27 protein-coding genes are annotated in these 26,709 nt (G+C 62.6%); 3 read left to right on the plus strand and 24 right to left on the minus strand.

Translation table 11 applies throughout. The annotated features are described in order from the left end of the window. Window positions 1-9 precede the first annotated feature (9 nt). From ABIB54_RS02825 to ABIB54_RS02900, 16 genes are all read right to left on the minus strand, one after another. Window positions 10-1,617, minus strand: a complete 1,608-nt coding sequence (locus tag ABIB54_RS02825; protein ID WP_354573995.1) for a hypothetical protein — start codon at window positions 1,615-1,617, stop codon at window positions 10-12. Beyond that, window positions 1,608-2,459 carry a hypothetical protein gene (locus tag ABIB54_RS02830; protein ID WP_354573996.1) on the minus strand — a complete coding sequence of 284 codons (852 nt, stop codon included), beginning with the start codon at window positions 2,457-2,459 and terminating at the stop codon, window positions 1,608-1,610. Before ABIB54_RS02830 ends, ABIB54_RS02825 begins: the two co-directional genes overlap by 10 nt. Then, window positions 2,459-5,815 carry a phage tail tape measure protein gene (locus ABIB54_RS02835; RefSeq protein ID WP_354573997.1) on the minus strand — a complete coding sequence of 1,119 codons (3,357 nt, stop codon included), beginning with the start codon at window positions 5,813-5,815 and terminating at the stop codon, window positions 2,459-2,461. The genes ABIB54_RS02830 and ABIB54_RS02835 overlap by 1 nt, the downstream gene beginning before the upstream one ends. A gap of 77 nt (window positions 5,816-5,892) precedes the next feature. After that, a complete protein-coding gene (locus ABIB54_RS02840) occupies window positions 5,893-6,243 on the minus strand; it encodes a hypothetical protein (RefSeq protein ID WP_354573998.1) in 351 nt (116 codons plus the stop codon). Between the two features lie 71 nt (window positions 6,244-6,314). Next, window positions 6,315-6,992, minus strand: a complete 678-nt coding sequence (locus ABIB54_RS02845; protein ID WP_354573999.1) for a hypothetical protein — start codon at window positions 6,990-6,992, stop codon at window positions 6,315-6,317. A 146-nt stretch (window positions 6,993-7,138) separates the two neighbouring features. Further along, window positions 7,139-7,891, minus strand: a complete 753-nt coding sequence (locus ABIB54_RS02850) for a phage tail tube protein (protein ID WP_354574000.1) — start codon at window positions 7,889-7,891, stop codon at window positions 7,139-7,141. A 12-nt stretch (window positions 7,892-7,903) separates the two neighbouring features. Beyond that, entirely contained in the window at window positions 7,904-8,431 is a 528-nt protein-coding gene (locus ABIB54_RS02855) for a phage tail tube protein (RefSeq protein WP_354574001.1), read from the minus strand. Then, window positions 8,431-8,658 (minus strand): hypothetical protein, encoded by a 228-nt coding sequence (locus ABIB54_RS02860; RefSeq protein WP_354574002.1) that lies wholly within the window; start codon window positions 8,656-8,658, stop codon window positions 8,431-8,433. The genes ABIB54_RS02855 and ABIB54_RS02860 overlap by 1 nt, the downstream gene beginning before the upstream one ends. Window positions 8,659-8,689: 31 nt before the next feature. Beyond that, window positions 8,690-9,121: a hypothetical protein gene (locus ABIB54_RS02865; protein WP_354574003.1), complete on the minus strand. Its 432-nt coding sequence runs from the start codon at window positions 9,119-9,121 to the stop codon at window positions 8,690-8,692. Next, window positions 9,121-9,507, minus strand: a complete 387-nt coding sequence (locus ABIB54_RS02870) for a hypothetical protein (RefSeq protein WP_354574004.1) — start codon at window positions 9,505-9,507, stop codon at window positions 9,121-9,123. Before ABIB54_RS02870 ends, ABIB54_RS02865 begins: the two co-directional genes overlap by 1 nt. Window positions 9,508-9,554: 47 nt before the next feature. Next, window positions 9,555-10,010, minus strand: a complete 456-nt coding sequence (locus ABIB54_RS02875; protein WP_354574005.1) for a DUF6093 family protein — start codon at window positions 10,008-10,010, stop codon at window positions 9,555-9,557. Between the two features lie 9 nt (window positions 10,011-10,019). Next, window positions 10,020-10,349: a hypothetical protein gene (locus ABIB54_RS02880; protein ID WP_354574006.1), complete on the minus strand. Its 330-nt coding sequence runs from the start codon at window positions 10,347-10,349 to the stop codon at window positions 10,020-10,022. Between the two features lie 10 nt (window positions 10,350-10,359). Further along, window positions 10,360-10,734 (minus strand): hypothetical protein, encoded by a 375-nt coding sequence (locus tag ABIB54_RS02885; protein WP_354574007.1) that lies wholly within the window; start codon window positions 10,732-10,734, stop codon window positions 10,360-10,362. A gap of 246 nt (window positions 10,735-10,980) precedes the next feature. After that, on the minus strand, window positions 10,981-11,295 hold the full coding sequence (locus ABIB54_RS02890; RefSeq protein ID WP_354574008.1) for a hypothetical protein: 315 nt from the start codon (window positions 11,293-11,295) through the stop codon (window positions 10,981-10,983). Next, window positions 11,292-11,585 carry a hypothetical protein gene (locus ABIB54_RS02895; protein ID WP_354574009.1) on the minus strand — a complete coding sequence of 98 codons (294 nt, stop codon included), beginning with the start codon at window positions 11,583-11,585 and terminating at the stop codon, window positions 11,292-11,294. Before ABIB54_RS02895 ends, ABIB54_RS02890 begins: the two co-directional genes overlap by 4 nt. After that, window positions 11,582-11,782: a helix-turn-helix domain-containing protein gene (locus ABIB54_RS02900; RefSeq protein ID WP_354574010.1), complete on the minus strand. Its 201-nt coding sequence runs from the start codon at window positions 11,780-11,782 to the stop codon at window positions 11,582-11,584. Before ABIB54_RS02900 ends, ABIB54_RS02895 begins: the two co-directional genes overlap by 4 nt. 74 nt (window positions 11,783-11,856) lie before the next feature. Here ABIB54_RS02900 and ABIB54_RS17880 point away from each other — a divergent pair, with 74 nt between their 5' ends. Both ABIB54_RS17880 and nhaA read left to right on the plus strand, forming a co-directional pair. Beyond that, window positions 11,857-12,915, plus strand: a complete 1,059-nt coding sequence (locus ABIB54_RS17880) for a tyrosine-type recombinase/integrase (protein WP_502917040.1) — start codon at window positions 11,857-11,859, stop codon at window positions 12,913-12,915. Between the two features lie 613 nt (window positions 12,916-13,528). Beyond that, the gene (nhaA, locus tag ABIB54_RS02910) at window positions 13,529-14,707 is read left to right on the plus strand and encodes a Na+/H+ antiporter NhaA (protein ID WP_354574012.1); all 1,179 of its coding nucleotides are present in this window, start codon (window positions 13,529-13,531) and stop codon (window positions 14,705-14,707) included. Between the two features lie 55 nt (window positions 14,708-14,762). Here nhaA and ABIB54_RS02915 read toward each other — a convergent pair whose 3' ends face one another. The 5 genes from ABIB54_RS02915 to ABIB54_RS02935 all read right to left on the minus strand — a co-directional run bounded on the left by ABIB54_RS02915 (window position 14,763) and on the right by ABIB54_RS02935 (window position 21,252). Next, window positions 14,763-15,236, minus strand: coding sequence for a MarR family winged helix-turn-helix transcriptional regulator (locus tag ABIB54_RS02915; protein WP_354574013.1), 474 nt, complete (start codon window positions 15,234-15,236; stop codon window positions 14,763-14,765). A 78-nt stretch (window positions 15,237-15,314) separates the two neighbouring features. After that, a complete protein-coding gene (locus ABIB54_RS02920) occupies window positions 15,315-17,870 on the minus strand; it encodes a transglycosylase domain-containing protein (RefSeq protein WP_354574014.1) in 2,556 nt (851 codons plus the stop codon). 184 nt (window positions 17,871-18,054) lie between these two features. Next, window positions 18,055-18,957: a glycine betaine ABC transporter substrate-binding protein gene (locus ABIB54_RS02925; protein WP_354574015.1), complete on the minus strand. Its 903-nt coding sequence runs from the start codon at window positions 18,955-18,957 to the stop codon at window positions 18,055-18,057. 43 nt (window positions 18,958-19,000) lie between these two features. After that, a complete protein-coding gene (locus ABIB54_RS02930; protein ID WP_354574016.1) occupies window positions 19,001-19,945 on the minus strand; it encodes an ABC transporter permease in 945 nt (314 codons plus the stop codon). Then, window positions 19,942-21,252: a quaternary amine ABC transporter ATP-binding protein gene (locus ABIB54_RS02935; protein ID WP_354574017.1), complete on the minus strand. Its 1,311-nt coding sequence runs from the start codon at window positions 21,250-21,252 to the stop codon at window positions 19,942-19,944. Before ABIB54_RS02935 ends, ABIB54_RS02930 begins: the two co-directional genes overlap by 4 nt. 502 nt (window positions 21,253-21,754) lie before the next feature. Between ABIB54_RS02935 and ABIB54_RS02940 the strand changes: the two genes are divergently transcribed. Next, window positions 21,755-23,551: a chloride channel protein gene (locus ABIB54_RS02940; protein ID WP_354574018.1), complete on the plus strand. Its 1,797-nt coding sequence runs from the start codon at window positions 21,755-21,757 to the stop codon at window positions 23,549-23,551. A 10-nt stretch (window positions 23,552-23,561) separates the two neighbouring features. On the opposite strand, the gene ABIB54_RS02945 is transcribed toward ABIB54_RS02940, so the two are convergent. From ABIB54_RS02945 to ABIB54_RS02955, 3 genes are read right to left on the minus strand one after another with little or no spacing between them, the layout of a single operon-like run. Beyond that, window positions 23,562-24,776 carry a redoxin domain-containing protein gene (locus ABIB54_RS02945; RefSeq protein WP_354574019.1) on the minus strand — a complete coding sequence of 405 codons (1,215 nt, stop codon included), beginning with the start codon at window positions 24,774-24,776 and terminating at the stop codon, window positions 23,562-23,564. Beyond that, complete coding sequence (locus ABIB54_RS02950; RefSeq protein ID WP_354574020.1) at window positions 24,766-25,635, minus strand: cytochrome c biogenesis CcdA family protein; 870 nt, start codon at window positions 25,633-25,635, stop codon at window positions 24,766-24,768. The genes ABIB54_RS02945 and ABIB54_RS02950 overlap by 11 nt, the downstream gene beginning before the upstream one ends. Further along, the gene (locus ABIB54_RS02955; RefSeq protein ID WP_354574021.1) at window positions 25,632-26,606 is read right to left on the minus strand and encodes a cytochrome c oxidase assembly protein; all 975 of its coding nucleotides are present in this window, start codon (window positions 26,604-26,606) and stop codon (window positions 25,632-25,634) included. Before ABIB54_RS02955 ends, ABIB54_RS02950 begins: the two co-directional genes overlap by 4 nt. Window positions 26,607-26,709: the final 103 nt, after the last annotated feature.

Below are 26,709 nucleotides of genomic sequence, written 5' to 3' on the forward strand. Positions count from 1 at the left end.
CTCCTTGTGTTAGGTCAGGTTCAGGGGCGCGACGTTGAAGTCGCCGAAGGTCTTACCGGCCCAGATCGCATTGAATTGGGCCGCCGTCATCGCGGCATAGGTGAGCGCGAAGTCGGAGCCGATGGTGTCGCGCTCGGCGGTGAGTGAAACGCCGCTCTGTGTGAGGGTGGCGGAGCGTACCCGATACCACTGTCCATCATCGAGAATGCGGGACCCGGCGATGTTCCCGAACGCCTGGTTGTCAAAATCGCCAGACACCCGTGCAAACCAGTAGGCCGTGTTCTGGGCTGCGGTCTGTCCTGCCCAGAGCGTGTTGTATGAGGCGGCTGTCATACCGGGGTAGAGAAGGTTGAAGTCCGCCCCGGTCGCATAGCGGTAACTGCCCGTGTCGCCGCGACGGTTGATTCCGCCGCCGGTGACCGTGAGGGTTTGACGTGCTGAGGAGTAGCGTGCAGCGGTCCAAGTAGCTAGGTCTAGGGCTTCGGCATAGGTATTGATGAAGCGATTGTCGACGGAGGCGCCGATCGGTGTCGGCGCAACATCGGGGCCGAGGCCAGTCTGCAGGACGACTTTCTGCTTATTGAAGAAGACTCCGGTGCCGACTAAGCGCAGGCTCGAGTAATCGTCGCTAGTGCCAGATGCCATCGAAATTTTGTACGGAGTGATCTTGCCCGTTGGGTCGGCCGCTCCAATGATCGTGATGGTGACGGAGGTGGTATCTGGGTTGATTGCGACGGTCAGGGAGCCACCAAGTGCGGCCCATTGTGCCGGCGTCACAGGAAGGCCATCAGCACCCGTGACGCTGTAGACCGAGCTCGCACTGTAGTTGGAGGCTACAAAAGCCGTACAAACCGGCTGTTGGACGGAGGTGAGGCTGGCGCCGACGCCGGTCAGGGCTACGGGCAGGAGGCTTAGGTTGTAGGTTTTCGTCTCGCCCGCTTTTACGGTGTAAATACTGACGCCGGGCTGCCACCCGCCCAAGGGGTATGCGAGCGCGTTTGTCTGCGGGGCGCTCTGGTAGTAATAGACCTCGACGCTCTGGGCAAGGGAGGTGGCATCAAGCGCCCAGGACTTTGTTGCTGTCCGGTAGGTCTGTGCGATGCGTCCCCGGTATGGCCGGAGGACGATGTTGTTCGAGACGAGCGCCATCTCAACTTTTTGAGAGGCCGCCATTTGCTTCATGTAGTCCCACGCGATACCACCCCAGCCGGGGAAGGTGACGGCGCGCGAGGCGATCGTTGCATCGACAACGATATTCGCGGTGATGCCAACGAGCCCGAGGTAGTAGGTGAAGGCGTTTGCCAGCGTGCCCGAGAAGGGTGAGGCGGTGCGGGTGACAAGTAGTGCGCCCATCCGAGAATCGGCAGTGAGGCGCGCTGTGACACCGTCGCCGGACGCTGCGGTGACGGTGCCCTGTGTAGTGCCCTGCGCTCCATCCTGAAGCGTGACCACTTTGCTGCGAAGCGTTTTACTGGCGCGCGTTTCTGGCGTGCTGAAGCTGAGCTGGCCCACGCCTCCTGTGCTGTCGGAAGGGTCAACAGAGGGGGAGTCCTCGGTGATGGCGTAGTCGCTGGTCGTCCAGATCGGTGTGGTGCCGACAAGAATGTCTACAGCCATGAGCCAACCTCAATAAGCTTGCCGCTCGCCCCGACAAGGTCCATGCCATTAGCCACTACATACGGGGTCATCGTCGGGGCGGTCTCGAAGGAGCAGCCAGAGTTGCCCTGGCCCGAAACGAAGCCCCCAGTCGACGGAGTAACGCCTACCGGCAGGAGGTGGGCGATCAGGCCCGAGAAGACAGATCCGCCGCCAACAAGGGAAATGTCGACTCCAACGTAGCTCGACCCCGCGAATGATGCGTTGAACCGTGTCGGGTCGGTCACGAGCAAGGCCGCCGGGAAGACCGCTGCAGCCGAAACGGTCGCCGAGACGGCGGGTGTGATCTGCACACCACCCGTTCCCGAGCCATGCCAGCCGAACCAGAGCACGTAGCCGGGCAGGATGGGGACGAACAGCGAGGTTGCCGTTCCAGCGGCGTAGGCGACAGAGGTGGCCGGATAGCCGAGCGTATTGGCCGGGGTGGCAATTGCCGCCGGCCGGGTGACGTTCGCGCCCGTCGAGATGAGCACGGGGCCATCGAGGGAGGCGAGGGCGGGGAAGGCCCAGCCTTGGGGCATCACGTTCGCATCAAGCGCTACCGGGTCACAGTAGTAGATGAGTCCCGTGCCGAGCATTCCTGAGTAGATGTCCATAATTGGGCGAATGCGATCGCGCGTAGTGGCATTCCAGGTGAGTGCGTACTCTTTGTGGGTCGCACGGCTTGTCTTCACGCCCACGCCTCCGTTGAGGTACTGCGTTTTGGCAGACCATCCGACGGGGGTGTAGTCGGGGGATGCTGCGGGCGCGGGTACGAGCACGAGGTTGCCGCGTGGCCCCATGTAGACGTTTGCTGCGGACATTAGGCGGCACCCCTTTTCGTGGTGTTGACGTTGCCGAGGCCATTGGCCTGCTGGATTGCGGTGCCGCTCAGGGTGATCCCGACACGGTTACGAATATCGACGAGGAGTTGACGGTCGTACTGGGAGAGCTCGAGCGGATGTGACGCGCTAGCCGAGGAGGGTGCAGATGGAGCGGGGGTCGGCGCAGGGGCGTGGCCGAATGCGATGGCCTCCAGGCGGTCGACGCCGATACGTGAGGTCTGCTCCTGCGTGAAGATGTACTCGCCCTTGTGGGCAATGCCAGCTACGTCGTACTTGCCACCGTCGCCAGTATAGCCGCCGGTGGCGAAGCTGCCATAGGTGCCCTTGTCCCACTGCTTGCGCACCTCAGCCCAGCCCGAGGCGGACTGAGCGAGTGCCATGTGGTATTGATTCTGGACCTGCGTCGCCCACTGGGTGAAGAGGGCGTCACGGGAGCCCTGATCGGCGCCACCCGTGGTGCGGATCGGGATATTGATACCAGTGGATGCGGCCGACTGGGCCTTTGCGATGAACTCGTTGAGGGCCTGCAGGGCAGGATTAGTGTTCGCCGTGACGGTGATGTCGCGCGGCACATTGTCGATGGCAACCTTGACGTCGTCGAAAGCTGCGGCGTACTGCCCAAGTTCGCCGGTGTTGTAGCCAAGCGCGGTGGCCTGCGCGAGGAAGTCGGACTTGAGCTGCGTGGTCTTCGCCGAAAGGGTCGCGGCCGACGCGCCGGAGGAGGCGAGGTTGCCGATGTAACCCTGGTAGTTCTTGATAAGCCCGAGGATTTCGGCACGATTGGCGATCGCGGCTTCTGTGTTCCCAGTGAGGACCTTCGAGTTCTTGTCCTGAGCGCCTGTGAGGTCGGTCGAGTTCTGCTGGAGTTTCTGGTCGATGTCAGACAGCTCGCCGCGGAGCACTCCGGCGCGCAGGGCATCGTTGTAGTTTGTAGCAACAGAGAGCCAGTATTCTTTGACGGCGCGGTCAGCGGTGAGAGTCTGCATCGTCGCCTGGTACTTGGCAATTTCAGTGTTCGCCGAGGCGAGGTTTTGCTTGACCTTCAGCCAGCCGGAGGTAATTGCGTCAAGTCCCGTGTCCGCGCTGAAGCGGATCGAGTAAGCCCGGTCGAAGACGCTAGTTAGCTCTCCGGCATAGTCGATGAGGGTGCGGACAGTATTCTTGGCCTGGCCTGCAGACTTTTGAATCTTGTCGATCCCGTTGGTGGTGCCACCGCCTGCATCGGGTGGGGCATCTCCACCATATTTACTGGTTTCGGTCTTGAGCGCATTCTGAGCATCTCGAGCCTTCTCGAGGTCGGCCTTGTAGTCCTTGAGATCCTGTTTGCGCTTCTTCGCGCCAAGAATTTCATTGTTGAAGAAGTCGTTCGCGGCTCCTTGGTTGGTGTTGTTGTTGGTGATCCCGCCGTTGACAACCCCGGCTATTGCATCCTGCGCTGCCTGGAATGGGGCGAGGATAGAGAGGGCGGCGCCACCAAGTCGGAGCAGGAAGTTGGAGGTGTCGGTAATCCATCCAATGGCTCCCTTGAAGCCGTTGGAAAGGCTAATTATCGCATCGTCCAGCGCGAGAATTACGTCGATGGTAGTTATCATCGAGCCGTTGAAGTCGGTCAGGAATCCGACGATAACGCTAATCACGGCGAGGATAATAGTCGCCTTGGCAACGGCCCTAAGTGCGATCGTCAGCCGGTCTGCGCCAACTGACGCTGCCGTGAGCCCACCGTCAGCCGTGGCCCCTGCAGGCCCTAGTGCCTCAACCCCGACTGCGGCGCCCTTGGCGGCACCACCGACTGTAGCCAGCCCCGCAGCGGCCGGGCCGGATGCCGAGATGGTGCCGAATAGCGCACGAAGCAGGCCACCAATACCAGCGGTCGCGCCTGTAGAGCTCCCCGCAAGGCTAACCTGGGCGGTAGTCAGTGCATAGGTGGAGGCTGTAGCGAGAGCAGATGCTCCACGAAGCGCGAACATCCCACCAACGAGAGCCACCAGCACGAGGCCAAAGACAACACCGAACTTGACCGCTCCATTGCTAGATAGGTCCCGAAGGCCGTTGACCACATCGGTGAGGCCTTTTACGACACCGGCAAGGCCGGGCACTGCGCCGCTGGTGAAGGCTTCGATCAGGGCGTTGAGCGAATTGACGAAAGTTTTCAGCCGGTTCTGAAGGGTGGCGACAGTCTCGTCGTATTGCCGGGTGAGTTCGGCGTTCTCTTTGTAGCCCTTGGCCGCGTCCCGCTGAGTGGCATCGTAGACGTCTGTCGACTGTGAGAGGCGCTTGAAGGTGTCACTCGCGCGAAGCTGGCTAAGGCCGAGGTTGTCCAGGGCTACGGTCTGCGCGACGGTGTCGCCAGTCTTTAGCCCGCCAAGGAATGCCCGGAAGACGGTCTCGCCCTGCCCGCTGCGCACGAGGTTGGTGATCTTGTCGGCGGCGATTCCGGTTATGGTACTGAAGTTCTCGAGCTTGGCGCCCCCGGCAGCAACAGCCTTGTTGAGGTCCCCGAAGAAGAGTTGCAGCGAGCCACGAGCCTTTTCAGGTGCGACCTTGAGGGAGGCCAGGGCGCCAGCGAGGCCAACGGTCTGCTCGGCGGTGAAGCCGGCAGATACCGCCGCCGCCGCGATCTCCTTCGACACGGCGAGGATCTGGGGTTCGGTTGCGACAGAGTTACGTCCTACGAGCGCGATCGACGAGCCGAGGGCCTGGTAGTTGGTGGGGTCGACGTGGAGGAGCTGGCCGATGGTCCCGAGGGAGAGAGCAGTCTCTTCGACGGCGATGCCAGTTACAGTGGAGAACTCGGCGACGGTTTTCGTGAACGAGGAGACCGCTGCCTCGGGGATGCCAAGCTGGTTTCCCAGCGTGGCGATCTTGGCGATTTCATCGAAGGAGACCGGGATCTGGGTCGATAGGTCAACGAGCTCCTTCTTCAGCCCGCCAAGCTGCGTGACACTCTTATCCGTCGTGCGGGCAACGGTGATGAAGGCGGACTCGAATGAAGCGTCTACCTTGAGTGCATAGCCCGAGACGGCGAGCATCGCACTGCCAACCACGCCGTAGGTAGTAGCTACGTCATAGAGCGCATAGCGCTGGGAGATGAGGGACGTTGTCTGCTCGTCGGAAGCCTTTTTACCCTTGCCGGAGCTGGAGGTAACCCGGTCCAGCCCGCGAACCATTTCATCTGATGCCTTCGCGGATTCCTTGAACCCCTTAGACAGTCCAGAGTTGGTGCTGCTGAAATCGTTGATTTCTTTCTGGGCGTTCCGAACGCTGGCGAGACCGGCCTCGAAATTAGTGACTAGCTCTATCTCAATGCGTGCCTTGTCCGAAAGACTTTCTGGCACCGCACACCGCCTTGTCGAGAGTTGTTTGAAGTCCCCATCGTACAGGGGACAGTCAGGTTACTCACAGGTTCGGCGAGTTAGTCACTAATGACAGATGGGTATTTCGTCTCGTAGTAGGCGGTGCGCATGGCATCATCGAGCGGTAAGCCGGTCCAGGATTTTGCCACTGGGCGTTGCTGGATACCGGCTGGAGCCTTGTAGGTCTTCGACTGGCTGTTCGCCTCGTTCACCATGTCAATCTCGCGCTTCGCGTAGCAAACGTCGTCGACGAGGTCGAATTCGATCCGGTATGCCTCGTCCTCATTGTGGCAAATCCAGACGGGGTAGCCACACTGCGAGCACTTCTCCGCTTCATAGATCGCAAAAGCCTCAAGCAGGAGGAAGTCGTAGGCATTCCACGCCTTCCGGGGCTGGGTATGCAAAATCATCGACGTCGGACGGATGCCCGCGTTGATGGACGCCTTGATGAGATAGACGTACCTAGCCCCGGCGTCGGTTGCTAGATAGCCGGCGAGAAATCCGCCGAGCCCGTCACGCTCTCGTCGATCGCGGTCTTGAACTGGATTGCACCGATGGCGAGGTCGAGCCGAAGGTATTCACTTGCCGGCAGGAAGTCCTTGAGCGCCTTTGCGTCATCGAAGGAGATGAGCTTCGTCGTTTCGCCTGTCGCGTGATCCGTGAGGCCCGTGATGACGACCTGGAGGAGCTTCGCCATGCTGACTGCGGGCCAGTTCTCGTCCTCGAAAGGTCCCGGTCCCTTCAGGTTGAGTTCCCGCTTCGCCTTGCGCCTAGCGTCTTCCGCGATGATGGGCGGAACGGCCCGAAGATCCACCGTGATAGCCGTGGACTCGAGCGCGGAACGAAGCTCATTCGCACGAACCTTCAGCGTCACGAGGGTATTCTCCTGCTCGGCATCCAGGGAGTCGGCGTTCTCGAGAGTGTCGATCTCGCCGAGCACGCCTTCACGCTCCCGCTCGTTGCCGACAATGCTGCCGAGTACGACCCGTGGAATGTCTTTCGCGTAGCCAAGCTCTTCGCCTGCCACCTCGTCGGTGTAGAGCGTGATTCTCTTCTCGCGGAGGCCGCGCTTCATCAGCCGCGCCTTCAGGTCAAAGCTACCCTTGGCCTCCGTGACGGTTGCAGCTATTTCCTCTGCCTCGTTGATGGGGTCGCTCATGGTTGTCTCCTTCTCCTAGGGGTGCGCGCGTGCGCGGGTTTGCATTGCCAACGTTAGCGAATTAGCAGCTAAATTCGAAGGACCGAGGGAACGATAAAGGCCCCGTCCGCGGATCGAGTCGCGTTCGGGGCCTCCCTTGTCGGGTATTACGTGAGGGTGAGCGTGCAGACGATCGGTGCCGTGGCGCTGCCGTGGCTGACGGTGATGGTCGGGCTTCCGGCCGTGAGGGGCCTGACCGTTCCACCCTTCGAGACGGTAGCCATTGTCGTGTTGCTCGAGACGTAGGTCGCGCGGCTCACAATGCTGGCACCACTGAGGATCGGCTGGAGCTGGAACGCGCCGCCGGCAATAGTCTTGGCCAGCGTGGTCGGAACGCCCGTGATGACTCCTGCGCCGCCGACAATCGCGTGGGCGAAAAGCTGCCCCTGCGGGAGGAAGGTCACGGTGAATTTGACGGAATCGTCGCCGTTGGTGTCATCCGAAAGTGTGTCAGCGATCAGCTTGTAGTAGGAAACCTCATCGCCCGCGGCCCACGGCAGGGAGGCTGCCTTGTTCACGCGCACGACGAGCCAGCCGATGGTGCGCATGACGCGGAACGCCTGGAAGGCCTGCTGATAGATGGAGGTGGTGTCGGTGTTGTTCTGGTCGCGGAAGAATCCGAGCGTCGCGCCGTATTTTGCTGCGCCGCGCGTGACTGCGTTGCCGAGGTCCGTGAGCGCGCGGTCCTGAATATCGGGGGAGGCATCTGCACCGAGCTTGAAGCTCTTCCATGCGATCGCCGAAGAGAGGTCGAGCGCACTGGCAATGAGGGTTGCGGCAGGCGTGAAGTTCTTGAGCGGCAGCGCGGAGTCGAGAATCCAGCCGACCTTGACGTTCCCGTTTGCGGGGTTCTTGGACATGATTCAGGCTCCTTATGCCGTGACGGTCTTGTTGGTGTTGACGCCGCCGGTGGTCTTGAAGTGGGCGCCGAACTTCAGCATCGCTCCATCGGCCACGACATCCTGAGCAAGGTCGGTGTAAACGCCGAAGGCAGAGACGATGTCCCCAACCGCCAGGGCAGACCCTTGCGCCTTGTCGATGCGCTTCACGAGGAAGTAGGGGACGTCTGGGGCATCGAAGAGGGAGAGCGCGATGTCGTAGATAGGCATATCAACGTCGCCCGGACGGTTGCGGAACAGCTCGAGCAGCGCCTCATACTGGTAGTAAAGCGGCGTCTCGACGACCGTGATGTCGCAGACACTCTGGGAGTTGTCCACGGCTGATCCAGTGAGGTTCAGCTTGTAGCCGTCCTCTACTGCGCAGGAGATGTCGGTAATGAGACCGGAGGCGAGAGCCGTGCTCCATGCGGCGAGGGAGATGGGGACGCTCCAGTCGGCGAAAGCCTCAGGCCGCACCGCCCAAATGGTTACGTTGCCCCGGAGGGTCTTGGTGGCGGACATTAGTCCTCTTCCTTCGGGGTTGCGGTGGAGTCGAGCGGAGGCGTGGGGACAGCGACGTACTGAACCCGGTTGGTCGAGAGGGGATCTTCAACCACAACTTTGTCTTCCTCGAAGTCGCAATCGAGGGCATCCCAGGGGACGAGTGAGGCCCCGAGTATGGGGTGCTCGTAAATCTCCACCGGATAGTTGGTGATGATCTGGGTGTTGGTGTCGCGGTAGAGTGGCATCCAGTCAGCATACAGGCAACGTGTAGCTAGCTCACAGGTTTAGTTCGACGCTGAAATTCCGCATACGCACAAAACGGCTCGGGACGTTGCTCGCGGCGATAGTTCCAAACGCTGCGCCACCACCAACCGGGAGCATAAGGCCTGATGTCGGGGTCGGCTGCCAGTCCATGAAAAGGTTCAGAATGTCGGCAGACATACTCCGCGCTGTGATGGAGTCGCGGGCGGTCAGCACAAAACTAACGCCCACGATGTGCGGCTGGGTTGCCTCACGGCCGAGATTGCGGTCTTTGCCTGACGCAATCGGTTCACCAAAAAGGATAGCCGCAAAAGGCTTGACTGTGCTATCGCTGTTGAGCGCGATCGTCTCGTCATCCGCAAGACCTTCTGTGACCCGGCCGCCGAAAAGGGTTTTAGCATGGGCAAGGATGGCTGCAGATTCCGCAGCTCCATCAAAATTGGTCATTAGAAAGTCTCCAGAGCTTTTTGGATTCGAGGCCTGATTTTGGCTTTAGCGCCAATCATTGATGTCGCCAAAGAGTGTGCGCCACCAAGGCGACCATTCACATATTCTTGCTCAATGAAATAGGGCTCTGGGTTATCCCAACCCCAAGTCCCCACGAGCAAGTCGCCTTCTTCATGCGCTTCGCTTGAAATCCCATCAATCATGTGACCTGTATCATTGCGACCGCTTGTACCTGGACCACCAGCCTCAATACGCGCTTTACCCGTATCCGTCACGGCCAGATTGAGTGCGAGGATTTGACCCGCTTCTGCTTCTTTGACGATTTCAGTCAGAATCCCAAGAGCCGTCTCGCGGAAACCGTAGATCTGGGTCTCAATGCGGCCCATGAGCTCGATCGGACTACCGTTCGACCATTGGACGTCTCCGGTAGTCACTAAACTACTGCCGGGGTTACGGTCAGGCTGCTAATACAAGAGATTGTGCGGACGGCTGCGAATGAACCATTGAAGGCCGTCTCAACCGTGAAAGCGACTTGAAGGAGCGCGGGGTCATCTGATTCACCGAGCGCAGTCACGCGGATTATGAGACCTTTAGTGATCGGCGTTGTGATAGCTGTAAGCGGGATTTGGATTCGCGCCGTATGGCTTACCGACCAGTCGACTACACCGTTGACAGGTTTCGGGTAACGCAAGAAGACCAGGCGCGCGGGCACGTCCGCTTTGATAATGGAGGGGGCATCATAGCCACCCGTGTCGGTCGCCGAATCGTAAGGAATTGTGACGGTGTTTGTGGGATCGTAAAGGGTGATCTCGCACTTCATCTCCCTCTCTGCAAGCGCGCCAATCTGAGCCGTCCAATGGGAGGTAGCGCCGGGCGTTGGGAGGGGCATCCCCTAATGCTATTCGGTAGTAGTAATTTCGACTAGGATGCCCGCTGCCTTAGCCCATGCAATCATCCGGTCAGCTCGCCGGCGATCAGCGCCTTCCTGCAAGAAGACGTGCAAAGCCCGGAAACTTGCGAGGTCATAAAAACCAGGCGCAGGCATATCAACGAGACCGAGATCAGCGTGCTGGCGGCACAAGAAACCAGCGATCGACTCGGCGCTGCCCGTCTCATTCCGATGCACTTCGATGATCTCGCCTTTCATCTCTTCGTAGTAGGAGAGAAGAGTCGACTGGATCTCGAAGCCATCGGTATATGGGCGGCTGCCCGTGACAAGGATCTTCATGGGGGTGAGTTTACTTTGTATCCGTGGGGATAGCCGATGCCGCACGGTACGGGTTTTCATCGGCTGCAATCCACTGCACTGATGACGACTTGACGGCCCCTAATTCGACAGCAGCCCACATCGCCCCTTCGTCCCAGGCGTCTGCTACCTGTTTCGCGAGAGCAGCGACCAGATCGAGAAGGGTGGGGATGTCAGTTCGGGCGTGCGCGATGAACTCACCATCTGCATCAGTGCGCCCCGTTGCGACAGGGTTGTCCAAGGCATCTTCACTCGACACCCAGCCCTGCGCCACAACACCCTGACAGACATAATCCCACGGCCCTTCAGTAGCGGCGTCGGCGTGTGCTCGTATTGCGGTCAGGTCGGGGATGCTGGGATCAACCACGGATCGTCTCACCTTCTGGGATCGTGTGGCCGTTTCCGCCACCAACGCAGTAGCCGGGATGATTGACGTGCAACGAGCAGTCATCAGCGTGCCAGCCGAATGATTGGCCCTTGGGGCGCATAACCCCGATTGGCATTCCACACCGGCATACGCTGATGTCCATGTTTGGACCAGCGGGGGGTCGGTGTTCGTTGGCGCATTCGGCAGGGTCGATGAATGGGAAGAAACTGCGTATCGTGTCGGCCATCATTTCTCCTTCGTCTCGGTTGTCGGGTCCTTGGTAGCGGGGAAAGCGGCACGGATTACGGTAGCTAGGGAGGCAGCGCGAGCGCTCAGATAGTGCTCGGCGTATCCGTCGAATTCACTCATATGGGCGCCCCAGTCCTGTGCTGCTTCTCGTAGTACGGTGACAGCAACCTCAGCATCGTGAGCGGCGAGAGCACGCCGAAAAGCGGCCCGGTCGCGGTCTGAAGACTTACCCAAGGGCGAACCGTCAGGCGCAGGAATCGCAGAGTAGTCGTCTTCTAACTCCTGCATGGTGGGCGTGTAGTCGGCGGTCACTGGTCGACTCCCTCGGGGTTGGTGGGGGTCGTGAGGGCGTCGTCAAGGATGATGCAGGCGGGACAGTAGGGGTCACGGTCGTCGTTCTCTCCGAGATCTGGGCACTCCCCGTTATAAATGTGTTCGATTCGGAAGTCGCCAACTTGGATTAGCGCGTCGATCTTCCGGCGCAGGTCGTAGTATTCCTCGAACAGAGCCACAACATGGTCGAACCGTAGAGGAACGATTCTCTTGCTGCTGCCTTTGAGCACTTCCTGTAGTCGTTCGACCCGTTCAGCGTTCGAGGTCATGCGGCCACCGCCATCTGGTGCGCACAGGGAAGATGATCGAGCCAGGCATCCAAACATGACTCACGGATGAGCCAGCGACCCTTGCGGCCCGACTGTGTGCCGTGCAACCCGCCAAGTTGCCTGAGCGCTTTGGTTATTGTTTCTTCATGCCGCTTTGCGACCAGTGCCGCTTCTGCCGACGTGTACCGTTTTTCCATTTTTTTACTCCCTCCAGAGTGATTAGTGACTAAACCGTAGCACGGATAACGCTGGATCACATAAGATAAGCAACATGAATTCATGGGTAGAACAACTTCCAAGTAAACGATGGCGAGCACGGTATCTGTTACCGAGCGGAGAGAAACGAACGGCCGGCACTTTTGACAGTAAAGATGAGGCGAACGCGGTCGCTTATCTTGCTCACGAGGCCGCTCACTCTCTTGGCTGGCGTGATCCGAAAGCGCGTGGGAAGACGTGGGGCGAATGGTGCGAAGCGTGGTGGCCCGACCGAGCGGTTTCCCCTGGTGTACTTAAGCGCGATATTTCCCCGCGGAACAAGCACCTTCTTCCAAAGTGGGGAAAAGTGCCGCTAATCGAAATAACTCGGCATGACGTCAAATCATGGGCGGCACAACTTCGGCGAGATGGACTCGCGCCCACAAGTATTCAGCGGATCGTGCATCTCTTTTCAGGCTCCCTAACTGCTGCGATAGATGCTGAAGTCCTCGTATCGAACCCCGCGACACGCCTAGCGCTCCCACATGGGCAGACAGACGAGATGCGCTTCCTCACGCATGAAGAGGCTAGTGCCCTAATGGAGGCGGCCGATGAGTGGACCACGCCTTTCCTCGCCCTCCTTCTCGCCACCGGGCTCCGATGGGGTGAGGCCGCAGGTTTGCAGCACAAACGCGTTGATCGGGCGCGCGGCCAGATCCGTGTCGCCGAAGTGTGGGATGACGCAATGGGGTCGCTGAAGGCCTACCCGAAAGGTCGTCGCATTCGCTCTGTCCCCTTGTCGCCAGACGTCCATCTTCCTGAAGGAGCGGGGCTGATCTTCGGGAAGATGAATTACGCAAACTGGCGCCACCGCCAGTGGGAGCCGACGCTTGAGCGCTCAAAGCTCGGCCATGTCCGTCCACATGATCTCCGCCATACCTATGCCTCATGGCTAGTGCAGAACGGAACACCTCTCGCTGAGATCGGCCGACTACTCGGACACGTCTCGCCAGTCACCACGCAGCGCTATGCACATCTCGTCGATACAGACAACGCGAGCATCCTGTCCGCGCTGCCAGATATGTCGGCGTGGGGTAAACGTGGGGTAAATGAGGCACAGATGGGGCTTGATTAGGCCCGATCACGTTGGACCCGATACCCTCCGATCCCAATGAATACGGGAAATCGTTGGATGTTAGTGGGTGAGCTGAGGTAAGAAAATCGCCCTCGTAATGAGAAGGTCGTCAGTTCGATTCTGACAGGCGGCTCCACATAAACACAGGGATCGGGGCCTATCGGCTCCGGTCCTTTTTGTCTGTCGTGGGGAATTCGTGGGGAATTGTCTTCCAGCGATTGGCTGCGATTCGCGGCGTGGGGAGCCGGCGTGAAGGGTGTGGGCACGTTGCGAGCTGTCAGGGAGCGCTGGCCTCGTCGAGCCAGGGCACTGACCTCGTCGCGCAGTGCGCGCGCGTCCCCCGCCTCAGCATCCTGCTTGGGCCGCTGAACTTGCCCTCGAAGTCGGCCGACGCCTCCGCCTCTTCGATGTCGTGGTGGTCGAGTTAACGTGTAACCACGGCGACGGGGTCTGCAAGCACGACGCACACCCCCGTCAGCGCTTGCCCCCTCCAGCGAGCCCCACAGGGGCGCACGGTACGATGATCACTGGTGTGCCGGGAAGTCTGGTCGGTGGGCGGTCGCGTGATCGCTCTTCCGCCTCACTGAACCCACTTCCGTGGGGAGGGAGCACCATGAGCATTATCCGTTCCGAACGCGTCGCCGCCGTTCTTCTGCTTGTCGCCGCGGCACTCGGCCTTCTGCTCGCCAACACCCCGGCCGGTCCATCGCTGATGGCGCTGCAAGACCGACACCTGGCCATCCCGGGTACGCCCCTCGACCTGTCGGTGGGCCACTGGATCAGTGATGGCCTCCTCGCCGTGTTCTTCTTCGTGGTCGCCGTCGAGTTGAAGAACGAACTGATGGTCGGACAGCTCAATTCGGTGTCGAGGGCCATTCGTCCCGCGATCGCGGCGCTCGGCGGTGTCATCGTGCCGGCCGCGATCTACCTCGCCTTCACCGCGGGCAGCAAGTATCAGGGCGGGTGGCCGATCCCGACCGCGACGGACATCGCCTTCGCGCTCGGCGTGCTCGCGGTCTTCGGCCGGGGAATTCCGTCCCGGCTGCGCATCTTCATCCTCGCCCTGGCGATCTTGGATGACATCGTCGCGATCCTCATCATCGCGGTGTTCTTCACCTCCGACCCCAATCTCGCGCTCATCGGCGTCGCGGCGATCGGCGTTGCACTCTTCGGGCTGCTCAGTCGTTTTCTCGGCTCACGATTCCGAGGGCTCGTGATCGTGGGCATGATCGCCCTCGCGCTTCTGACCTGGTCGCTGGTCTATTTGTCGGGCATCCACGCGACGATCGCCGGAGTGGCGCTCGGGCTGGCGATGGCCCGCAAGCCGGGGATGCACACCCGGCATGCTCTCGAGCCACTGAGCAACGGTGTGGTGCTCCCGTTGTTCGCCTTCTCCGCGGCTCTCGTCGCCATTCCCCAGGTTGGACTCTCGCAACTCCCCGCGCCCTTCTGGGGCATTCTCGTCGCCCTCCCCGTGGGCAAGATCGTCGGCATCAGCCTCGGTGGATGGCTATCGTCGCTCGTCGGATCGCGCGGATCGAGACCGCATCTGACCTTCCAGGGGCTCGTGACGGCCGGTGCTCTCGGCGGCGTTGGCTTCACGGTCTCGCTCTTGATGAATGAGTTGGCTTTCGCCCGCAATCCGGAAGTCGCCGATGCGGGTACCCTCGCGGTTCTGCTCGGATCCATGGTCTCCATCGTCATCGCGGCACTTCTCGTCTCACGACTGGCGGCGTACTACCGTCGTCTGCGCGAGCTGAGGGAATATGCGATCGAGAAGCGCGCGAGCTGACCGGGACGCGGGGCGACGCCTCCCGCCGTGGAGCGAGCGGGCAGGGGAGCGTCGGCTAGAGGCCGAGGATCAGAAGCTCTTCCACGGCGGGTTCGCTCGCGGCATCCGCGAAGATCTCGAGTGCCGAGACCACCGACTGCTGGTCTTCCACAGACATGGTCGAGATGATGTCGGACACTGCATGCCGACGCCGGGCGGTGACTTCGTCCACGAGCGCGCGTCCCGATTCCGTGGCCCGGATCAATACCTCGCGGCGACTGTCGGGGCTCGGTCCCCGTTCGACCCACCCCCCGGTGACCATGCGGTCGATCGATCGACTGAAAGTCGACGAATTCGCACCCATTCGCTCGGCGAGGCTTCCCATCCGAAGCGGACCGGAACTGGTCAACACCACGAGCACTCGAAACTGGGGGAGAGTGACGAATTCGAGTGCCGGTGACACCGACCGGGCGACGACGCCCAAGAGTGCCCTCGACGAAGTGAGGATTGCTTCTGTGGTCTGGGCTCGGAGACGGGGAGCGTGGTTCACAGTTTTCCTGTCCTGCGGGTATGGCGCTTTGTGGAGTGCATACGGGCAACTATTGCTAGGTTACACCGGGAGTGTGGTTCAGGGGCAGGTCGCGGCGGGTGGGCCGGTGCCCGAGTGTGGATCGCCGCTCAGGATGGTCAGAGTAACTGCCGAATCCACGCTGGTTGCCGTCCCGGGCCCGGGCGAACTGGCGTCCACCTGGCAGTGCCCATTCGCGCTGGCCCTCCAGGTGAACCCGATCTGTCCGCGGGAGAACCCGCGATGAACCAGGTCGTCGACCGCGGCCGACCGTTGCTTGCCCACCTCGTCCGGCATGGTGATGGCGAGCGAGCCGTCGCTGGTGTACAGGGTCACCGCACTGCCCTTGCTGACGACCGAGCCGGCCGCGGGAGCGGATCGGGCGACCTGGCCGGCGGGGAGACCGGAAACGACGGGTCCCCCATCGAGTGACCTCAAGCCTCTGCTGGACAACGCCCCCGTGGCGACGCTCAGGGTGCTCCCGGTGCTGTCCGGCACCGGCACCCCCTGTCCCACGAGGAGCCCCGGGTCCGGAGCGGGGAAGTCGCCACCGCGATACTCGGGGTTGGCATTCAACGAGGCGAGCGTGGTGCGGAAGATATTGAATTTGGTGTTGTAGCCGTTCGTGCCCGCCACCGTCACGCGCCTCAGGTCTTGATGCCCCGAGATGTTTCCCACCCACACAGCAAGAGCGACCTTCGTCGTCGTGCCGATCAGCCAGTTCTGGTCGGCCGTATCGGTGGTTCCCGTTTTTCCGACCAGAGGAACGCCGTCGCGCGGATTACCGCTCGTACCGGTGCCGGCAGTCATCACCGTACCGAGGGCGTAAGCGACGGTGTTCGCGACCTTGGGCGACATCGCTTCGCTGCAGGCGTGACCCTGGCCCACGAGCTTCTTGCCGGAGGGGTCGATGATCGTGTCGACTATCACCGGCGTGCAGAAAATGCCCCCCGCTCCGATCGTCGCTATCGCTCCGGCCATCGAGAGGGGAGCGATCTCGTTCACGCCGAGTACGGAGGAGGGCTTCACCTCCAGCGGATTACCGTCGGCCCGATGAACGCCCATTGCCGTTGCATCGGCCCGGATGTCACACAGGTCCAGTTGTTGGGCCATCGTCATGAAGGCCACGTTCACCGAGTTCTCAGTGGCCTGCAGCACCGACATGTATCCGCCCTCGTACCTCGAGGAGTTCTGTGGGCGGTAGGTGCCGACGAATGGTTTCGAGCACGACGCCGCGAACGAGCTCTGCTGGAAGGTGCGCACGCTCCCGTTCACGTATTCCTTCAGTCCGTGGCCGTTCTGCAGCCAGTCGGTGAGAGTGAAGATCTTGTAGGTCGAACCGGTGGGGAATCCGGATGACCCCCCATAGGCCTTGTCGGTGTTGAAGTTCACCGCGGTCGTCGACGACCCGCCTCCGAGCGCGGAGTTGTCGAAGGCCTTGTTCTGCGACATCACCAGGATGCGTCCGGTGCCCGGTTGCACGGATACAGCAGACGCCCCGAGCGCGAATCGGGTGGTGGAAGCCGGGGCCCTCTGCCGGAGTGCGGTGGTCGCGACATCCTGCTGGTCCAGGTCGACACTGGTGTAGATCTGGTAGCCCCCACGGGCCCAGTTCGCCTCGCGTTCGGTTGCATTGGCGCCGAGTGCGGTGAGCGTCGGCACCAGCCGGGTGACGTAATTACAGGCGAATTTCGCGTCAACGGCATAGAGGCAGCCGCTCTGTTGCGCGCTCACGTGCACCTCGTCGGCGATGGGGGTGGCGAGGGCGGCTTCGTATGCAGGCTTATCGATATATCCCTGTGTGAGCATGTCTGCGAGTATCTGGTCGCGGCGAACCTTATTGGCGGCGTACATCGAGGGGTCGCCGAGATTCTGCAGGGACGGCTGCTGCACGATGGCGATGAGGCTGGCGGCCTGTGCGAGTGTCACGTCTTTGGCGCTCACGCTGAAGTATTTCTGAGCCGCAGACTCCACCCCGTAGGTATTGCCGCCGAATCCCACGATGTTGAGATAGCCGAGCAGGATGTCCTGCTTCGAATACGCCTTGTCCAGCCCTATCGCCAGTTTGATCTCGCGCAGCTTGCGGGAGAGGGTGTCGGTGATCGCGGCTTTGTAGGCCTTCGCCCGCGCTACCGGATCCTCGATCTTCACGGCGCGTTGCACGAGGATGTTCTTCACCAGTTGCATATCGATGGTCGAACTGCCACTGGTGATCGCATTGTTGGCGACGTTGCCGGCGGCTGCTCGGACTATCGACTTGAGGTCCACCCCGCCATGCTTGTAAAACCGCTGGTCTTCGCCCGCCACGAGGGCATCCTTCACGAGCGTCGACACACTGTCCCAGGCGACGATCTGGCGGTCCTGATCGAAGACGGTGGCGATCCTCACCGGTTTCCCGCCCCGGTTGGCAAAGATCTCATTCTGTTGGGAGAGACGACCGATGGTGATGTAGTCCGGCAGATTGTCGAACACCGAGATCGCCGCCGCCGAGGCGCGGCTCGGAATAAGCACTGCGGGGATCGCGAGAGCGGCAACGAGCACGCCGGCGAGAACGCTGAATCCCACCATCCCGAGCCAGCCGAGAGCCGCACCGCGGGCGGACTTCGCCCCGTTCATCCGGCCTGCCCGGCCGGTCCCGACACGGGGGGAATCGTCACAGGATTCACGGGCGGCCTTTCGGATGGTCCAATAGATGCATATTTACAACAGTTGCTATGTTACATAAATAGTCTGATGGTGCCACTCCCGCGCCCGGATGGCACGGCCGTCCGGGCGCGAGAAGGGAGGCGGCGAAGTCGAGCTACTTCGTGAGACCGTCTACGTAGTCCTGGTTCTTGGCAATCCACTTCGCGACGATCGGCGTGTAGTCGTCGACGGAACCGTCGACGTTGTACATGTCGTTTTCGAGCGAAAACAGCAGCTTGGACGGGAGCTTGAAGTCTTTGATCCAGCCGGCGAGCTTCGGGAAGTCGGCCGTGAACGAGGTGCTGCCGAGGGAGTGGATGGACTCCGCGGTACCGAGGGTGCCCTTCGGGTCCTTGAGGTCCTTGATCGGGAAGGCGTCATAGGCCCACTGTGGACGCCACAGAGTGACGGCGATGTTCTTGTCCTTGCTCGTCGCGGACTTGAGCTCGGAGAGCATCGCCGGGGTGGAGGAGGTGATGAACTTCATCTTCTCGAGCCCGTAGCCCGGGATGACCTTGTCGGTCATCGCGGCGGTGAGGCCGGCGCCCGGCTCGATTCCGACGATCCGGTTGTCGAACTTGCTGGCGTTGGCCGCGAGCTGGTCGAGGGAGTCGATCGGCGCGTCCTTGTTCACTGCGACGGTGAGCTTCGCGTCTGAATTCCAGGCGCCGAGATCGGTGATCTTGTCGCCGTACTTCTTCATGTAGGCCGCGTGGGTGGTCGGCAGCCAACCGTCCAGTGCGAGGTCGTAGGCACCGGTGCTCACTCCGGCGAACACCGGTCCGGCGTCTGCGTTCTTGAGCTCGACCGAATACCCCTTCTTCTCGAGGATCGCCTTCCAGAGGTACGACGCGGCCTCGCCCTCTGGCCAGCCGTTGAATACCCCGATGCTGAGGCTGGCTTTGTCACCGTTGGATGGGCCGGACGACGATCCGCTATCGGTGTTGGAGGCGCACGCGCTGACGCCGATCAATGTGACTGTTGCAACGGCGATTGCCGCAAAGAGACGCTTCTTCATAGATGTTCCTTTTCTTCCCGACGCTGTGGATCGGGAGATGGGGTTATGCCGCGCTCGGAACGGCCGGGGTGGCCTCTGACGAGCGTGGCGCGTGTTCGATCGACTCATCGACGATCGAATTCTTGGGAGCCCGGTTCGGGAAGAACAGGCGTCGGAGGCTCGGCCGCGACCCACCGAGGGAGGCGGTGAGGCGGTCGAGGATGATGGCGAGGATCACAACCGACAGGCCGGCTTCCGCGCCGAGACCGACGTCGATGCGGCTGAGAGCCTGAATGATGTCCTTGCCGAGCCCGTCCGCTCCGACCATGCTGGCGATGACGACCATCGACAGGGAGAGCATGATGACCTGGTTGATGCCGGCCATGATCGTGGGCCGAGCCAGCGGCAGCTGGATCTGGAGAAGGATGCGACCGGGCGAAGAGCCGAAAGCGTGACCGGCTTCGATCACTTCCTTGTCGACTCCGCGGATGCCCAGCTCGGTGAACCGCACGCCCGGGGCCATGGCGAAGGCGATCGAGGCGACGATCCCGGGCACCGCCCCGATTCCGAAGAGGATGATGGCGGGAATGAGGTAGACGAAAACGGGCATCGTCTGCAAGAAGTCGAGTATCGGCTTGAGCACTGCTGACACGGTGTCGGACCGGGCCGCCCAGATGCCGATCGGGATGCTGATGACCACGGCCACGAACGCCGCCACGAGAGTGAGGGCCAGGGTGTCCATCGCGTTTCCCCATTGGTTGAGCCCCGCGATCAGGCCGAGCCCTACCGCCACGGCGATGCCGAAGCGCCAGCCTTTGGCGAACACCGAGATCGCCACGATGATGAGCAGGATCACCCAGAACGGCGGAGTGGACAGCGCGAAGTCGACGGCGTCGTAGAGCCCGCCGAAGACTGTCGAGATGACGTCGAAGAACCCGCCGAGATGCAGGGTGATGAAGTCGACGATGCTGGTCACCCAGTCGCCGACGGGGATACGGAAGCCGTTCACTTGGATTCTCCTTCTACGGTTTCGAACACTCCGTTGGGGCGCTGGGCGGTCGCGAGCAGCGTTTCGGTGATGACATCGACGGGGATCGTCGATGGTGGTTCGACCACCTGGATCTCAGCCGTCGACGTGGGGATGTTGCCCAGCGCACCGAGCAGGGTGACCCGCGGGATCACGCCGAGCAGCCGGTCCCGGGCGTCGACGACGGCGACGGCGAGGGAACTCTCCACGGCGGCCTCGAACAGCTCGGACAAGGCGGTCTCCCCGCTGACCGAGCTGACCTTGCGCACGACGGGCAGCAGGTCGGTCTCCGAACTCTTCACCAGGCGCATCACGTCGCGGTCGCGCACGACCCCGAGGAATCGGCGCCCTTCGCCGACGACGAAGACTGTGGAGGTCTGCAGGTCCCTCATCACCCGGAGGGCGGCTCGGGGGCCGGCGGTGGATGAGATGAGAGCACGCACGGGCTCCATGACGCTCGCGGCGGTGAGCACACGAGCGCGGTCGACATCCTTCACGAACTGGGCGACATAGTCGTTGGCGGGGTCGGTGAGGATGTCTTCTGGCGTTCCGACCTGCACGATTCGGCCGTCGCGCATGACCGCGATGCGGTCGCCGAGGAACATCGCTTCGTTGAGGTCGTGGGTGATGAAGATGATGGTCTTGCCGAACTCGGCCTGCAGCTCGACGAGCTGCTCCTGCATCTCGCGCCGGATGAGCGGGTCGAGTGCCGAGAAGGCCTCGTCCATCAGCAGGATCTCCGTGTCTGCGGCGAGCGCCCTGGCGAGACCGACGCGCTGCTGCATCCCGCCGGACAGCTCACCGGGGAGCTTGTTCTCCCAGCCGTCGAGACCGACGCGCTTCACGACCGTGAGGGCGCGTTCCCGGCGCTCGGCCAGGGGCACTCCCTGCACCTCGAGGGCGTACGCGGCATTGTCGAGCACGGTTCGGTGCGGCAGGAGGGCGAAGTGCTGGAAGACCATCGAGATGCTTCGACGGCGCACATCCCGCACCTGCACCGGTGAAGCGCCCGTGATGTCGACATCGTTGATGGTCACCGATCCGGCTGTCGGCTCGACGAGCCCATTGAGCATGCGGATGAGCGTGGACTTGCCGGAACCGGAGAGGCCCATCACCACGAAGATCTCGCCGCGCTTCACGTCGAACGATGAGTCGATGACGGCGGCAGTGGTGCCGTCACCGAGGGAATCGCGGGTCGCGCCGCCCTGAAGGCGCTTGACGCCCTCGCGGGCTCTGCGACCAAAGACCTTGTAGAGGCCCTTCACGTGTACTGCGGTGGAATCTGACATGGGATCTCCAGACGCGCCACAGCGATCTCTCGGATCGCGAACGCGTTTCATTCTGGTAACGACCGGGTCTGTGACGTGTCCCGCGAACTCCCACATCAAGCAATCTCGACGGTTTCCCGGCGTTGCGATCGGAGTGTCGCATTGGTGCCGCCATGGGGCGGAACCGACGACGCCAGACCATACGTTGACATCCCACCGAGGTGTGGGACGGGAGCGCGGACTGGGCTCTATGGGCCAAATCGGCCACACCGAGGCTAGCAACATCCGTGCGGTCAAGGGAGGGCGGAGGGCTCGAAACCGCTCGGTTTTCGGAGCCGGACCCGGAGGGATTCCCCGCGCTGGCAGGCATCCGGCCACTTTTCAAGTAGTTGCAGCTTTGTTACCTTGACCCGGCGGATCGGGCCACCCGAGACCGTTCCGGCGGGTCCGTGCTACGGTTATCAGTGCACATTTGCAACTATTGCATGAATACAGACTGTGTACAGCTACAGAGAGTGAAGTGATGTCGGCATCTGTGCGTGAACATTGGGTCAAGCCCAGCCGACGATGGTGGACCTTTCGTTGGTTGTGGGGGGCGAAGCCCTTCGGCGACCGCCTCGGGTTGGCATCCCTTCAACTGGTGGTGCCCGCGGTCATCGTCGGTGCCGGCGCTGGCCTCGCCGCGGTGGCATTCCGCTGGCTGGTCACGGCAGCGACTTTCATCTTCACGGGAACGCAGGACTATTCGTCGTCGGTGGGCCACCCGGCGAATCCGTGGCTTCCCTGGCTGGGGGGCGCGTTCGTCATCATCGCTCCCTCGGTCGGCGGACTGCTCTACGGCCCCTTGGTCGATCGCTTCGCCCGAGAGGCCCGCGGTCACGGGGTGCCAGAGGTCATGTACGCCGTGAGCAAACGCGGAGGGCGGATCCCCGGCAAGGTCGCGGTGGTCAAGGCCCTCGCCTCCGCCATCACGATCGGGTCCGGTGGTTCGGTCGGCCGTGAAGGCCCCATCGTGCAGATCGGGTCGGCGATGGGGTCGACTCTCGCGCGGGTCATGCGCATGCCGGAATCGCGGGTACGCACCCTCGTGGCATGCGGGGCGGCCGGCGGAATCGCCGCGACCTTCAACGCCCCCATCGCGGGCGTCTTCTTCGCGCTCGAGCTGCTCCTCCGTGACTTCGCCGCCGCATCCTTCGGTGCCGTGATGCTCGCCTCGATCACGGCATCCGTCGTCGGCCGGTCGATGCTCGGAGATCACCCGTTCCTCACTCTGCCGACGTTCACCGTCGCGAATCCCTCGCAGTTCGCGCTGTTCGCCGTGCTTGGCCTGTTCGCTGGCCTCGTCGGCGTCGGGTTCACGAGGGTGCTCTACGCGATCGAGGACTTCTGTGACTGGGCGTGGCGCGGGCCAGAGTGGCTGCGTCCGGTCGCCGGCGGTTTGCTTCTGGGGCTGCTGCTGTTCGCGATACCGCAGATGTACGGGGTCGGTTACCCGGTGCTCGAGAAGAGCGTCATGGGCGGCTATGCGCTCGGCATGCTCATCCTGTTGCTGGTGGCCAAGATCATCGCCACGAGCCTGACCATCGGGATAGGCGGATCCGGTGGAGTATTCGCCCCCTCTCTCTTCATCGGGGCCATGCTCGGCGCAGCCTTCGGTGACGTCGTCGGGCTGGTGATCCCGAGCCTCGCCGGTCAGGCCGGGGCATTCGCCCTCGTCGGGATGGGCGCCGTCTTCGCCGGCGCGACTCGCGCGCCGATCACCGCCGGAATCATCCTGTTCGAGCTCACGGGTGAATACAGCATCATCCTGCCCCTGCTGCTGGCCATCATCGTGGCGACGGGCACCTCTCGACTGCTCACCCAAGACACGATCTACACCCTGAAGCTCCGTCGGCGCGGGGTCAATATCGGCACGGCACCGGCGAATACCGCACTGCACGCGCTGCACGTTCGAGACGTCATGGGGACGCCGCCCACCATCGCGGAGGGCGCTCTCGCGAGCGACGGCGCGAGTCTGCTCATCGCATCGGGACGATCGTCGCTGCCGGTCATCTCGATCGGTGGCGACTTTGCCGGGGTGCTCACCGTGCGAGCCGTCACCGACGCCCTGGCCAACGACGACGATGCGTCCACACTCACCGCGGGGCAGCTGAGCGAACTCATCGACTCCGTCCTGCCCGGGTCGACCCTCGATGGTGCCCTCGATACGGTGCTGGCCACCGCCGGCAACGACGGCGTGCCCGTCGTCGACGATTCGGGGATGCTTCGGGGCTGGCTCGACCAGAACGCCGTGCTGCGCGCTCTCGCCGGCGAACGTTAACCTCGCTCGCTCAGGAGCCCCCGAGAGCGGGGTCGAAGGTATCGAGCACGTAGTCGAGCTGCTCGGCTGTGAAGGCTCCGGGATGTCGCACGAGCACCGTGCCCGCCGGATCGAGGATCACCGTGTAGGGCAGCCCGGTGATCTGGAACTCGCCCGCGAGGGTTCCGGACCGGTCCGCTGCCAGGGGGTAGGTGATGCCGGCGTGAGCGGCGAAGGCGACCGCGGAACCGGCCGCGTCCGACACGTCGACGCCGGTGAATTCCACAGTTCGGCCGTCCTTGACGAACTCTGATTGCAACTGGGGGAGTTCCTGCACGCAGGCGGTGCAGGTACTCGACCAGAAGTTGATCACCTCGTATTTTCCGGCTGTCGGAGCGGTACTGATCAGGGACGACGATGTCCCGAGCGCCGGCAACTGTGCCGGAGTCGGGCTGTCACCGAGTTGCCCAGAGCCCGTCACCGATGCCGTAACGGCCGGGCCACCGACCGGCCCATGGTCAGCCGCCGGGAGAAGAGAGACCGCAAGGGAGGCCATCGCGTGACCGAACAGGGCCGTACTCGCCGCCCCGGTGCCGAATCCGCCGACCTGGGCTTCGACGCCCTTCGGGTCGATGAAGAACAGCTGGGCGCCGTGGTCCACCGTGCGGGTGGACGGATGGAGGGTGATGGGCACGCCGTACTTCTTCGCTACCGATGCAAGGGTCGCCGCGGAACCGGTGCCGAAGTACCAGTTACTCGCGGATGCGAGGCCGTGGGCATCGGTCCAGGCCTTCACGGCATCGACCGCGGAAAAGAACGGATTCGCATTGATCGAGACGAAGGCGACATCCTTCGCACGGGCGCCGAGATCGTGGTCGGCGGCCGTGATGTCCTGGGCGAGCAGGGTGCAGAGATCCGTGCATTCGTCGTCGTTGAAGCTGAGCACCACGGCGCGCCCGGCGAACTGGGAGAGGCTGAGCGGCTTTCCTCGCTGGTCGGTGAGGCTGAAGTCGGGCATGCGGGTGTGGCTCACGCCGAGGTTCGCGAGTTCGAGCAGGGATGCGGCCGGCCGGCCGATTCCGGTGGCATCGTTGGCGGGGGATCCGGCCGTCGACGGCGTGACGGGAACGAGCGCGACGACGGCCACGACCACGAGCGCAAGGGCGACCACTCCTCCGATGGTGGCCCAGAGAAGCCCGCGCGGGCCGCCGGCCGGAGTAGGTTTTCTCGACGCGTCAGATGTCATTCGAGCTGTTCTCCCTGCTGTCGGGGTGCGGATACCGCCGTGCCGACCACGCGGCGATGGCGAAGCCGGCGATGACTGTCGCTCCCAAGACACCGGCGACCACGAGCGGAGAGGTCGATACGGCGGTGCTGACGCCCTGGTGGATCGTGGCCACCGCCCGGGTCACCGCGGTGACCGAGCGCGGATCGATGAGGTCGCTCACCCAGTAGAAGACCAGATACAGGCCCACGGTGGCCTCGAGGATATTCGCGACGACCGGCACGACTCGGCTTGCTCGCCGCAGCCGGCGGGTTATCCCGCTACCCGCGCGCACGGTGATCAGGCTCAGACCGGTGACGAGGGTGCCCATGCCGAGCCCGTAGGCCACGAATGCGGCGATTCCAGGCAGCAGCCCCAGGCGGGTGAACGTGCCGGCGACTCCGGCGAGGAACAGGGGAAACGCACAGGTGAGCGAGCCGACGGCATAGGCGATGCCGAAGCCGGCCATCGACACCACCCCCGTGCCCGAGCGGAATCGCACGGCGGGAAGGGAGATCCGCAGTTGCCGGCCGCGTAGACCCGCCACTCCGAACACCGCGAGTGCCGCACCGAACCCGATCATGAACCAGGGTGCGGTCGCGATGATCCATTGGGCGGCGACCGAGGCAAGCAGTCCGACCGTGGCGAAGACGGCGATGAAGCCGAGGGTCACGCCACCGCCCGCGATGAGAGCGGCTGCGGCGCGCTTCCCCGGTGCGGTGTGGAGATCTCGCCGCGCGAAGAGGGCAAGGTAGCCGGGGAGCAGCGGGAAACCACACGGGTTGACCGCGGCGATGAGGCCGAGGGTGAAGGCGTAGACCACCGCTGTGGAACCGGTCACCGGGCGTCCCGGCGGGCGAGGGACGAGAGGTATTCGTTGTAGGCGATCCGTTCGGCGTCGCCGTCGGCATCGGCCTTGCGGTTCGCCGTGCGTTCGTGACGCCGTTCGTGCCCTTGCCACTGGAAGAACAGCACTCCGAGCACGATGAGGGTCGGCAACTCGGTGAAGCCCCATGCGATGCCTCCACCCAGCGCCTGGTCCGCCAGGGCGCCGATGCCCCAGCTCGGATTGGGGTGCGCATAGAAGTGCACGAGAAGGTCGACGGACATCATCACGATCACCCCGAAGAAGGCGTGGAAAGGCACCGTGATCACCAGCTCGAAGATCCTCAGCACGGGTGCGCTGAGTCGCCGCATCCCCCGGCTCGCCTGGCGCGGGGACGGGTCCACGCCCATGACGCCCCAGAAGTAGAGCGCTCCGATGAGCAGGAAATGGAGGAGCATCACGTTGTGGCCCCACATCGAGCCCATCAGAAAGTCGAAGGCAGGCGTGAAGTAGAGGCCGTAGAGGCTCATCAGGAACAGGGCGACCGTCACGACCGGGTGGGTGAAGAAGCCCGCGATGCGAGAGTGCAGAACCCGAAGGATCAGCTTTCGCAGGTTGATCCCGCCGCCGTGTTTCGCCGGAAGAGCGCGCAGCAGCAGGGTGACCGGTGCGCCGAGCACGAGGAAGACGGGGGAGAGCATGCTCAGCGTCATGTGCTGCACCATGTGCACGCTGAAGAGTTCCATGCCGTAGCCGTCTATGCCCGTCGCGGTGACGAGCAGAACCGAAGCGATGCCGGCGACCCACCAGACGGTGCGCTGCACCGGCCACGCGATGCCGCGGCGGTGAAGCCGCCAGACCCCGAGCAGATAGAGCGCCAGCAGGGCCGCCATGAGGAGGGGGATGACCGGAAACGGCTGCGGATGCCAGGCCAGAAGTCGGGCGAGAGTTGGCGGCAGCTGCGGCATCCACATCGGGCCGGTCATGTCATCCATTGCCCGCCACTGCCACCCTGTCTCGCTTGCAACTGCACAACTGTTGCAAGAATACACTCAAGGCCCATGGGCGTTGCCTGAGTGGACAGAGGAC

It is taken from the genome of Frigoribacterium sp. UYMn621 (assembly GCF_040549525.1).
GTDB lineage: Bacteria > Actinomycetota > Actinomycetes > Actinomycetales > Microbacteriaceae > Lacisediminihabitans.